This is a genomic window from Butyricimonas faecalis, from assembly GCF_003991565.1.
Lineage (GTDB): Bacteria > Bacteroidota > Bacteroidia > Bacteroidales > Marinifilaceae > Butyricimonas > Butyricimonas faecalis.
On sequence record NZ_CP032819.1, the window covers coordinates 3,932,709 to 3,945,281 of the forward strand.

Consider the following 12,573-nt stretch of genomic DNA (forward strand, 5'->3'; position numbering starts at 1 on the left):
GTTCATTTATTTTTTAGATAATTCGGAAAATATAGAATCTAAAGAGCTTTTTTCTGGATAAATTTCTATTAACCCCCAATGATTAGAAACACTGCTTTCTACAACTTGTTCTAGGGCTTCTTGTACGTTAGCAGATTGCAAACGGTATTGAGAATTACCAAGATTTTCCACGGAAAGGATTCCCGGTATTGCTTGTAAATCTTCCGGTGAAAGTTGTTTGGCCAATGCCACGAATAGGGTAGAGGGGCGAATGTAATTATCAAATTCGTTTACGCTCCCATCAAAAACCATATGGCCTTTTTCAATCATATAAATGTGTTCACAGGTTGCTTGAACTTCTGATAGAATATGCGTGGAAAGTAAGACTGTGCGTTCTTCCGCTATTTCTTTAATTAGATGGCGAACTTCTAGAATCTGATTCGGGTCCAAACCATTCGTGGGCTCATCTAGTACCACAAAATCTGGGTGGTGTATGATTGCTTGTGCAATACCAACACGTTGTTGGTATCCACCGGATAGATTCCTGAGTAACCTTTTTCTGAAATGAGAAATATTACAGCGTTCTAACACCTCGTGAATCGCTTTGTTTATCTCTTTTGCTGGAATATAATGCAGTTTTGCGCAGTAAGATAGAAATTCTTCTACGGTTAGATCCAAATGTAGAGGTGCCTTTTGCGGAAGGAAACCTATACGACATTTTGCTTCTTCCGGTTGTTTTTTTGTGTCAATACCTTGGATAAAAACGTTTCCTTCCGTCTGTTGCAAAACTCCGCACAGGATGTTCATCGTTGTTGATTTTCCGGCTCCGTTGGAACCGAGTAAACCGTAAATTCCATTTTTTCGTATTTCGAGGTTAATATCCCGAATTGCCCATTGAGCAGAATAGCGATGGGATAGTTTCTGTATGCTTATAATAGATTCTTGCATTGTCATAAATTACATGAATTTCGAATTGTTATATTTATTTCCCTCGTCTTCGGATCCAAATAAATAGTCCCATTAGAAATAATAATCCTGGAATAATCCATTGAAAAACTATTTTGATGAGAGGTAATTCGTCCGCATCAAGAAATACTTTATTGTCTTGACTTAGGGGACGGCGGACATCCAATGGAGCTTGTCCGTCTGACATCCAATGAAAAATTCCTCCAACCAGTGAATGATTGCGAGTGGGTAAATTGGCTCGCCAACGTCCGATTTCACCATTACTGATGCAATCGGCATCTCCCAAAATCACTATTTTTTGTTCTTTATTGTTGACTCTTCGGGATAAAGCGAGTGCTGTTACATGATTCTGTATGGTTTCACCGATTGTTGTATTTAAACGAATAGTGTCATCGATGAAATTGGAGGGTTCCAGTTTATTCCAGCTGGAATCACAAGTAAAAAGAGGAGTAACACGATAACCTTTCTTCGAAGAATAAGCGAGAGCCGTACAACCAGGCATGACAATCTGCATACCCGTGTAAAAATAGGGAGCGGAAAGTAAATGGGCCTCAGGGCCGGCTTGGGAAATAATCACGTCTGCTGTTGAATATCGTGATGGTTTTACCAATTGCCCCGCTAGGAACGTAACACCAAGAGACTCTGTGATCGGATTCATGTATTCTTGTCGATTGACATCTCCGGCAATAACAAGGTTACCTCCTTTAGCAATGTAATTATTCAAGTGTACCATTTCGCTACTTTCCAATGATGTTCTTACATCTGCGATAACTAAAATATCAATGCTATCGGGAACCTCTTTGTCTAGTTGAACCCCTGTGATATCAAATCCGTTATTTATCAAGGCATGACGATTCTGTATGTCTCCAGAGAAACGGCTGTAGCCCCTTTCACTCGGATCGGTATAATCCCGGGTTTCGTGGCCCTGGAAAAAGCCAATAATAGGAGTTTCCATTACCAAACGTTGGAGTGCAGCAGATATTTCATTTTCTGTAGGGATGGAATGATTATCGTCAAACGTACGAAGAATCGCTTTTTTGCCATTTTCCCGTTCAAGGACTCGCAGAAAGCGATTCCCTTCGTGGGAGAGGTCTATTATTTTTCGTATTTCTTCCGGGCACAAAAACAGGCTAGTGTCTATTTGAGAGTATTTTGCCATTTTAATCATTTTCTCTCGGTCGGATAAACCTGGGTATTGCTGTTCTAATGCAATATTATCCACTTTATCGTAATAATGGATATATTGAAACTTAATCTCCGGTTTAAAACGCCAGTATTGACGGAATCGGTATTTGTCGAAAGTTCGTGCCTTTGGTAAAGTTAAATAATAATTCCGATCCAGAATATTATTATAGGCCGTAATGGTCAGGCCGCCGTCTAATTTTGATAAGATTTTTTGACTGGCAGGAGTTAATGTATTTGATTTTTGGTGAGTTGCATCGTGAAAACTCATTAGATACGGGCGAGTAGTCAGAAAGCCAAGAAGCATGGCAAGAGCAAATATCCCGATATATCGGCTCCAGGCAACGGGCCATGCAATTTTTTGGCGGATCACTCGTAGACGTGCGATAGTAAGGCTTAAGAATAGTGAAGAAACAATGATAAAATAAAGAATATCCTCACTGCATATTAACCCTCTAAATAGTTCGGTTGTCCGATTACTGATAGACAACCAGTACGTAATATCCTGCACGAACTCCATGTCCTGCCACATGGTTCCTGCCACTTGTAATACTCCGAGAGTCGTTACGGTACAAATCACGGCGATAATCTGGTAAGAACTGATACTTGACATGAAAAGTCCGATTGCGGAATATGTGCATATGAGTAGGTAGATCCCTGTTAACCCGGCAAGTACTGCTCCTAGTTCAAAATGCTCCACGGTGAAGTTACAAAAAATAATATATATTAATGGTATACTGATAATTGTTAAACCGAAAATCATCATGGCGAGGTACTTCCCCAGTACGATTTGAGCATTATTTACGGGTGCAGAGTATAGTAATTTTATGGAACCACTGCTTAATTCTCGACTAATTAATCCCATCGTGAGTAAAGGGATATATAGGTATAGGTTATTTTGTAGCATAAAGAGTAACCCTTGAGGTCCAAAAAGTCGGAGTGATATACCTGTATTAGAATATCCTGAAGCTTGACTTTCGACAATACTCCCAAAATTGTCCGTGAATGTCATGCCGGTCTGGATGGCAATGATTACGAGAACCAACCAGGCGATAGGTGAATAGAAAAGTGTTTGTAACTCTGTTTTAGCAATATGTCCTATCATTATAAACTTCTTAACCTTGTTCATTTTTCTTGGATTTAGGATTGTTTGTATCTTGATAGTTCTGCAAATATGGAATCCAGAGAGCTTTTTTCCAGTCTCAGTTCATTGAGACGCCAACCTCTGGCAACGCTTGTTTCGGCTATTCGCGTAGTAATGTCTTGCCGTTCTGAGAATCGTAAGCGATATCGTGTTCCTCCTATTTCTTCTACACTTGTAACTCCTGGTATTGTACGTAATTCTTCCATGGGAGGAGCTGAAATCAAAGAAATGATGAGTGAATTAGGCTCAATGTAATTGTAAAATTTTTCAATGGTTCCGGAAAAAACTAGTGTTCCTTGTTCTATCATATAAATGTAGTTACAGATAGATTGAACTTCTCGTAAAATGTGGGTCGAAAGGATAACTGTCTTATCTCGTGCAATTTCTTGAATCAGGTGGCGGACTTCAATGATTTGATTCGGGTCCAAGCCGTTAGTGGGTTCGTCAAAAATAACAACGCTGGGATTATGAACGATGGCTTGGGCAATCCCTACACGTTGTTGGTAACCTCCTGATAGGTTGCGTATCACGCGTTTTTCGAAATGAGTAATATCACAATAGGTCATAACCCTTCGTACGGCTTCTGAAATATTTTTAGGGGGAATGTGTCGCATTCTTGCACAATGTGTCAAGTATTCGTTTACGGTCATATCCATGTATAAAGGGGCTTGTTGAGGTAAAAAACCAATTTGGCTTTTGGCTGCGATCGGATGATCCTGCAAGCTGATGTCGTTAATGTACACGTTGCCTTCCGTTGGCTTCAATACCCCGCACATAATATTCATAGTGGTTGACTTCCCGGCTCCATTTGAACCGAGTAACCCATAGACCCCGTTTCGGGTGATCTCGAAGTTGATATCTCGGATCGCCCATTGGATGTTGTAACGGTGCGACAAGTTCTCCACTTTCACAATAGGTGTTTCCATAAAAAGTAATGTTTTGTTATATTCTGAGCTATTGGTGATCCCTTTTTTAGGCACAACAGTGACTTTCGCCTCTATTCTCAAAGCGATACCTTATAAATGATCAGAATCTTTAAGTAATTTAATAAATACGTTTTCTATCCCTTTATATTTCTGCCCGGTATGAATCCGGCGTATTCATACCGGGGCAGGTTTGCTATGTTAATGTGAACTCCCTAAATATGCTCCTATGATGTAGGGAATTAGCCAAAAAGCCCATACGAAAACACTGAATTTACTGAAATTTTGTTTTGCTTTTTCAGATCCGCGCCAGTATGTCCAAATGGCCCATATCGCGTGAACTGCCATGAGGATTAACGCAAGCAGTCCGGTTATTGCGTGTAAAACTTCTTCTCCACCAGATTCATTAACGATTCGTGACATGATACTGGTTCCGAGGGTATCGGCTGTAAGTCCGAGAAGAAAAAAAACAACATGCCAGATTTTGAGTGTCTTTTGTAGGCGTTCCGCCCAAGTTCCGATCGTGTAGAAAATCAAGGCTAACGTAATACTAACGATAGCCGTCTCTAAAAATGATATGGTTTGCATGAAATTTTTTTTAATTTGAAATTTAAATTTTTGATAAAAAGTTATTCGAACGAAAAACCAAAATCTTCAAAAGCTTTTTTCACCAATTCGTATTTCTCGAGAACAACAGGAAATGAAGCATATTTTGCCCTGAATTCCGTTGGAGTATACTCGAAAAGAGCTTGGCAGAAATCATTGTAATCTGTTTGTTGTGTAGGGATTAGCCACAAATATTTCGGTTCTTCCGGTCGGGGCGCTCTCATGGGGTGGAGAATTCCGAATGTTTCCGGGCATAAATCTTCCGGTAAATTCAGATAATCCAAATCGGTGATTTTCTGAGGAGGCCATGTATTGGTTTCCAATCTTACTCCGGCGTATATTTCAGCTACATTGAGTGCAAAAGGAAATCCATATGAAATTTCTTCTTCACTTCCATTGCCCAGCGGGTAGAAATACTTAGAAGTGCTACCTGCGGAATAAGCTGCACCAAATCGATCTGTTGAAAGTTTTGCAAACTGAGTAGAGAGTGCGGTATTGTTGTTTTGCACGAGATTGATGAGCAAATTAATCCCGTATTTTTTCATTTCCTCCTCGTCCATTTCTGCGATTTTGAAAATATCCCCGATTATCCAAGTATTGAATCCCTTATAATTTGTCGCGGGAGAACCTATCCCGATCCCGGTAGTGGACACAAGCAACGTATCAACTAAAAGGATACTAGTAATATACATTTTTTTGGAAATTTGTGGAATAATCGTTTTTTCCAGCATACTCAGAGCCGGAAGGAGTTGATTTTTCTTTTCCGGGGGACAAAGAGAAAAATGTCCGCTGTACACTTTACCCTCCAAAGAACTTGGAATGTAGAAAGTTTGTAAAATTTCGTAATGAGTGTATGTTCCTCCATGCGGATGAACGATTTCAGCCTCTCCAATCGTGTCGTTATAGAAAATTGGAAGACGATATTCCTGATACAATAGATAACGCTGATGATCGACTTGATCATTAGGATTATCTTCAATAATGAACCAATCCCGATCTATGTTTGACGGACTTAATGAATCTTCATTGTCCCCACAACCTAATAATAAAATGGGAATTATAACGGTATAGAGTAATTTGTATTTCATATCACAATTTCTTTTTAAATTCTACGCGTAATTCAACTAATCCAACGGGAGTAAAGACCTCTCCGGGCGTGCCGGATTTTGCTCTAAAACGCCTTCATTAAATAATACGGCATAATCCGGCAGGGGCATCACGTATGCGGCTTTATCTTCCGGGTAGGGTTTTAAAACATATTTACCAATTTCTCGGAAATTCCCTTCCGTATCTGAGATTTTGATATATTTATATGCCTTATGCTCGATAGCCTTTGTAAAAGGAAATTTGCTATTTACTGCATAACGGCGAAGATCAAACCAACGATGTCCCTCGTAACAAAGTTCACGACGGCGCTCTTCTCGGATGTAATTTACTAAGGCGGCTCCGCTTTCAGTGAGTTCCGGTATGTCTGTTGGAGCGTAACGTTTTTCTAGTAATATCCTTAATGTTGAACGAGCTTCTCCATCTTGTCCGAGAGCAGCTTGTGCTTCTGCTTTATTAAGATAGGCCTCCGCGAGCCGAATGACGTGATCTTCTCCTACTACATCATCATTTAACTCTCTAACTTTTAGACAACGAAATGTCGATTTATCGATATGATGAGGGACGAAAAAGACCTCTTTTCTCAAATCGGTATCATCGTAACTTGCGAGTAAATTTTCAGAAGTCGTATATCCGTTAGATGTTTGTATGGCCGTGGGGCGTGCGAAGGAACCACCCTGTAAAGAATCGTTTGCATGAATATATGCCATGAACGTTCCTCTTTGAGAAAATAGAGTTTCAGGAGAACTTAACGAGCAAAAACTTTTATCCTTTGGATGTGTATTCAAATCCAGAAGACTGAAAGCGGGATGCTTGATAGCCTCATCTGCGTAAGTAATAGCCTTATCATATTCCTCCATATAAAGATATACCCGGCTTAGCAAAGTTGCTGCTGCCGCGTAATTAGCTCGGACAGGTCTTGGGAATAGGGCAACTTCTTTTAAGCAAACAACGGCACGTTCCAAGTCATTCACGATCTGTTTGTACACTTCTGCCACGGAATTACGAGCAAAGAAACGGTCTTCAACGGTTTCCGATGTTTTTAATGGAACTCCCGGTTCCGTGGCAGCGGTCTCTTTATTGTAAGGTTGTGCATAAGTATTCACGAGCATAAAATAATAAGCAGCTCGTAGAAATCGGGCTTCACCTTCCACGCGGGGTGCTAGCGTATCCTTCTTTTCAGTACTCACTTCGTTTAATTGAAATAGGATGGAATTTGCCGCGGCAATTCGTTTGTAATAATCGGTCCAGCTACTTACTTTATAAGGAACCCCCTCGTGATCTTTATATGGATTGGGCTGCCAGTAGAACGTTGCGGCTGCGGAATAACGAATCCACGCTTCGGTAGAGCCTAGTGTATAATGCTCAATTCCAGCAACTAACTCTTCAATATCATCATCCATCAAGAAATGGGATATAAATCGGGAAGAGGCCGTGCTTGCCCAGCCCAGTTGAAGGGGGGCAGATTTAGGATCGAACCCGTAATTTACATCTTTTTTGAAATAAACCTCTCCAACTAGTAATTCATCCAGGTCATCAATGGTTTCCACGTAAGCCATGTTTTGGGAATTCTCTTCCAAAAAGCCAGAACACGCTGTCAAGCTACTGATGGCCACTAAAATGATGTATATGATTTTAGTTCTCATGATCGTGTCGTGTTAAAAAGTTACATTAAAAGAGATCGAGTAATTGGGGCGTACCGACAAGTTAATGGTCGGAGAACTTCCGGATTGGGTAACATCTTGTCCTTTCAAAGCCTTGTTGGCGATTGTGAACAAATTGGTCCCCGTTATGCTCAAATATGCCGATTGAATACCAATTTTCTTGCAAAATGACTCGTGTACATTGTAACGGAATGATAGGGATTGTAATTTCAGGTAATCCCCTTTTACAACACGAATATCCGAATAGTCGTACATCCGGTAAGGCGATACATCAGCAAATTCATAATCTCCGTTGTAATAATACTGTCCCCACCATCCCTGTGGTAATGTATTCTGTGTAACCAAACTTGGTATATTAGTGTAAGCTTCGTCACCTGGTTGCCGCCACCGGTTTACCATTTCCCGGCGTACATTCTGTACAGGATAGGGACGTATTGTCATATCATCACATAATTTTAGCAAACGGATCTTGTTGCCCAAACTATACGTGAAATTGAAAGATAGACCGAATTGACGATAACCGAAATAATTAGAGAAACCTCCTTGCAACACAGGAACCCGCGTTCCCGATTCTTCCATCACTTCCATACAAATTTCCTCGTTACTCATGAGTTGGAAACGGGCATTCAGCTCTTCTTCCCTCTCTTTCTCTAAACCGTAATAAATAGGAGATCCATCCTCGTGACTTAACCCCTTGAAACGATAGGAATAGAACGTGTGGAGCGGTTTTCCGGAAAATTGAACCGTCCCGTTCAGGAAATCGCTGTACGTGATTTTGTCTAGCACCGTATTGGTCTTATTATTGATCGCCTTATTTACTAATGAATTGACAACTTGCCCTATCTGAGGATCAAATCTCCAAACAAACCCTCGCTTCCCTCGAGAATCAACGGTTTGATTGATTGGGGTAAAACTTAGTGATACCTCCACGCCTTGGTTCGTGAGCGTACCTTTATTAATCACGTAATTGGTGATTCCATTCACCTCGGAGATCGTTTTATTCAAGAAGGCATCTTTCGTTTTCTTGTAAAAATACCCGACAGTTCCGCTAATCTTATTTTGTAATAGGGAGAACGTGATTTCTGCATTGTATGAAGTGGTCGTTTCCCATTTCAAGTCCGGGTTCGGGTAATGTGCGATAGTGGATTGAAAACTATCGAACCATCCGTCATAAGCGCCTTTTTGGATGATCATCTTGGAGGTTTGATTGTCCAGCATATTTCCCTGTTTCCCGTAAGAAAGCTTTAGAGCCAATTCGTTCACATTTGCGTTGTCTTTCCAGAATTCATTACCAATATCCCAGCGACCGGATATAGACCAGATCGGGAGTAGTTTTTCATTGCTGCGGCTGCCAAATTGATTTGAACCATCCATGCGGGTATTGAAATTAAGAGTATATCGATTGTCATAACTATAAGTTGCCGTAAAGTAACCGGAGAGTAAGTTGGTCAAGTTATCTTGGATTCCAGGGAAATTGCTGGATAACCAGCTTAGATATTTGCTATATTCATCGGACTTTAGCATATCGGGTGTAAACTGTGCAAATGTCCTTCCCCGTTTTTCGTAGTAACCGCGCTCAACAAGACTGAGGTTATTGTACTTCGAGGAAGAAATTTCACCACCGAGCGACAGGTTCAGAAAATGCTTCCCTTCCCGGTCCAAAGTTTTGTGGAAATTCAATTGCATTCTTCCCGTGTACGAACGTTGACGGGTATCCACATTTCTCCATTCCCCTCCTAATGGACAGAGACTTCCGTCAAAATTTCCATCCAATTGCTTGATATAATATGTTTTCTCGTTGAATGTTGTTTCTTGATTGGTTCGGCTACTTTGGTAGGATATCGTTCCTTCCACGTTAAGATAATCCAGGGCTTGCCAACGTAAATTTCCAGTTAATGTGACCGAGTTCGAACTTATATGGTTTTTGGAGTTCCGCATCTCTTCTTCCATGTTGAAAAGATTGACGTTTGCTGTACTTCTCAAATTTCCCAGCGTGTAATAATAAGGAGTTCCGTCTGGATTATATGCAGGAATGGCCCGGCTTGTTTCGTAAGCATATTGCACAATGTTCTTTCCTGTGGCATCATTCGGTACGTGATCGGCCTCCGACGTGTTGAATTGAACTCCAAATAGAAAGGAAAAACGTTTGTAAGTTCCATTCAGCTTTAACGCCGATGTGAACGTTTCCTTGCCTTCTTTACGGATGACCCCTTTTTCGTCATGATACCCAAAGGATGCGTAATAACGGAATTCAGGTGTACCTCCACTTAAACTGATCGTATGTTTATTGCTGAATGAATTTTTGCATAATATATCAAACCAGTCCGTGTTGATCGTTTCGTAGTAATCCGCCTGTTGTTTGTACTCATCATAACCAATTCGTCCTGACTTATAATCCGTGTAGGCTTTTTCAAAACCACTCCATTCCAAAATATTGGAAAAAAACATATTTCGTTGAAACTGTTCTCTCGACACATCAACCCGTTGTTTGGAATTCATCAGATATACTTCCTTGTCTGAATAATAGGGACGGCGATTGAAAGTTCCTGTCAATGAATAATTAACCGTAGGTTTTCCAACTTTTCCCTTTTTGGTCGTGATCACGATGACTCCATTAGCAGCACGGGCTCCATAAATAGCCGTGGAAGCGGCATCTTTCAACACGTCGATCTGCTCTATGTCATCCGGGTTCAAACCTGTGATGGCATTTCCCAACAGATTCACGAAATCCAAATCATTTAATTGGGCGGGATCCACGTTGACGGGGTCTTGTTGCACGATGCCATCAACCACCCACAACGGTTCCTGATTCCCGATAATCGTGGAAGTACCTCGAATACGGACTTTGGGCGTGGCTCCAACTTGCCCCGAGTTTTGCATGAAAGTCATACCCGGTATCCGACCTTCCAACATTTGCGTAACCGTACTTAATCCGGCCGTTTGAATATCATCCATTTTTATGCTAACAACCGAACTCGTTAACTTCCGTTTATCAATATCTTGATAACCGGTTGAGACAACTGTAACTTCCTCCAGTGCGGTGTGATCCTCTTCCATGATCACGTTAATCGTATTTTGTCCCGTGTATTTCTTGTACACGGTTTTCATCCCGATAAAAGAAAACATAAGAATGTCGGTAGAGTCGGTCATTAATATTTTATAATTACCGTCTATATCGGTAGCCGTACCGACACGCATCCCTTTGAAATACACCGAGACTCCCGGCAGGGGGAGCTTTTTATTGTCCGTGACTTTTCCCGTGATGAAACGTTGTTTTTCTTCGGTGACGGGAAGTACTTTCTGTTTCTTTATAATGACCGCTCCATTTTGATACGTGAACGTCAAACCCTGTTTTCCTAAAATATCGGTTAGGAGCTCATCCAAGTACTTATCCTTTACTTGCACGGAAATCCGGTCAGCATCCTCTAGCAGGGAGTAGTTATAAAGAAAACTAATTCCTGTTTCTTGTTTGATAGCTTTGAAAAATTCTTGCATGCTCACCTCTTTTAGATCCAGCGAAACCTTCACGTGTTGTGAAAATACATTCCCGGAAAGATTGAGACTAAGAAGAAAAATGAAAAGCAGATTCAGTTTCATAATCTTCACGATTTTTTGAGGCTCTCGGAATAGAAAACTTCGAATTTTTAATAATCCTTTTTTTTTCATAGATTTGAATCGTATTAGAGTATTAGTAATACTTGAATGGGGAAGCAGGAGATATTCGGTCAAAAATAGTTCTCCTCTTCCTTTCTTATTTAATATAATTCTATTTGTTTATCTTTTATCTTGTAGCGTACCTCCTCTGTGTTTTCTAATAATTCTAGGAACGTGTTGATATTATCATAACGATCCACGTCCCCGCTGAAAAGTAAATCTCTTAATTTTTCATTTCGGAACGTGATTTTAACATTGTACCACCTTTCAAAATCTTTCATAATATCTCCCAATGAACGTTTGTTGAAGAGGTATACCCCATTTTTCCATCCGACGTATTCCTCCACGTCAACTACATGCTTTTCGATTTCCCCGTTTGTAGGGGCTACTACGACTTGTTCGCCTGGAACCAATTGCACGGTGTCAGCTCCTTGATAAACCACTCGCCCGGAAACTAGCGTCGTTGCCATAGCTTCATTCGTGTAGGCTTTTATTCCAAACGTGGTGCCTAATACTTTAACCTCTCCCCGGGACGTTTGTACGATAAAGGGTTTACTGTCGGGAGTTACATCGAAATAGGCTTCTCCTTCCAGGTATATCTTGCGTTCCTCCCCGGTAAATTTTGTCGGGTATTTTAATTTTGTCACGGAGTTGAGCCATACTTTCGTCCCGTCATCAAAAACGAGAAAACACTCGCCTCCGGCAGGAACGGTTAATTCGTTCGTCGTTAGTTTATTGGTCTCTGTCTTTTGAGACGTGTAGGATACCGTACCGTTTTCATACTTGATATTAATTCCTCCCTCTTCTTCCACTTGTAACGTGTTACCGGCAAGGATGACAATGTCACCGTTTTCCAGTTGTATTTGGGCCTTGTTACTTCCCGGACTGATGGTTTGAGGAATTTGGGCAATCCTTTCTTCTTGCTTATTTGAGAGAAGGAAGAAAAGAGAAATTGTGATACCGATAATTAAAACGGCCGCGATAGGACTTAATCTCCTGAGTAGGATAGGACGTTTATCTTGTTGATGCTGGGTGCGACGTTCAAAGTCTCGGAATGCTTTTTGACAGGAAAACCGTGACTGGTTGTACTCCCCTTCTTCGATCAATTCACCTTTTTTCATTTTTTCGTGAATCCGGGCAAAAAACGGGTTTTCTAAAAGTTTTTCTAACGTTCGAGCCTCGTCTTCATGGAGTGATTCCAAAAAAGACTTTTTGAATAATTCAATAATCGTTTTGAAGTTCTTTTCCGCATCCATACGTGTTGTATTGACATTTTGCATTCCTAAAATGCATGACATCGGATTTGGTATATAAGAAAATGAAAATATTTGAAAAATATTTTGTAAGAACT

At 40.7% G+C, this 12,573-nt stretch carries 8 protein-coding genes; all 8 read right to left on the reverse strand.

Translation table 11 applies throughout. The features are described 5' to 3' along the window. Positions 1–6: 6 nt before the first annotated feature. The gene (locus D8S85_RS16975) at positions 7–927 is read right to left on the reverse strand and encodes an ABC transporter ATP-binding protein (RefSeq protein WP_106625145.1); all 921 of its coding nucleotides are present in this window, start codon (positions 925–927) and stop codon (positions 7–9) included. Between the two features lie 34 nt (positions 928–961). Then, a complete protein-coding gene (locus D8S85_RS16980) occupies positions 962–3,256 on the reverse strand; it encodes a Gldg family protein (protein ID WP_240648719.1) in 2,295 nt (764 codons plus the stop codon). Positions 3,257–3,267: 11 nt separating this feature from the next. After that, positions 3,268–4,197, reverse strand: a complete 930-nt coding sequence (locus tag D8S85_RS16985) for an ABC transporter ATP-binding protein (RefSeq protein ID WP_106481493.1) — start codon at positions 4,195–4,197, stop codon at positions 3,268–3,270. Between the two features lie 198 nt (positions 4,198–4,395). Further along, entirely contained in the window at positions 4,396–4,782 is a 387-nt protein-coding gene (locus tag D8S85_RS16990; protein WP_106481494.1) for an HsmA family protein, read from the reverse strand. A gap of 41 nt (positions 4,783–4,823) precedes the next feature. Next, positions 4,824–5,888 (reverse strand): hypothetical protein, encoded by a 1,065-nt coding sequence (locus D8S85_RS16995; RefSeq protein WP_106481495.1) that lies wholly within the window; start codon positions 5,886–5,888, stop codon positions 4,824–4,826. Between the two features lie 36 nt (positions 5,889–5,924). Further along, positions 5,925–7,550, reverse strand: coding sequence for a RagB/SusD family nutrient uptake outer membrane protein (locus tag D8S85_RS22345; protein ID WP_106481496.1), 1,626 nt, complete (start codon positions 7,548–7,550; stop codon positions 5,925–5,927). Positions 7,551–7,562: 12 nt separating this feature from the next. Continuing rightward, positions 7,563–11,165 (reverse strand): SusC/RagA family TonB-linked outer membrane protein, encoded by a 3,603-nt coding sequence (locus D8S85_RS17005; RefSeq protein ID WP_228423253.1) that lies wholly within the window; start codon positions 11,163–11,165, stop codon positions 7,563–7,565. 158 nt (positions 11,166–11,323) lie between these two features. After that, positions 11,324–12,478: a FecR family protein gene (locus tag D8S85_RS17010; RefSeq protein WP_158641618.1), complete on the reverse strand. Its 1,155-nt coding sequence runs from the start codon at positions 12,476–12,478 to the stop codon at positions 11,324–11,326. Between the last annotated feature and the right edge of the window lie 95 nt (positions 12,479–12,573).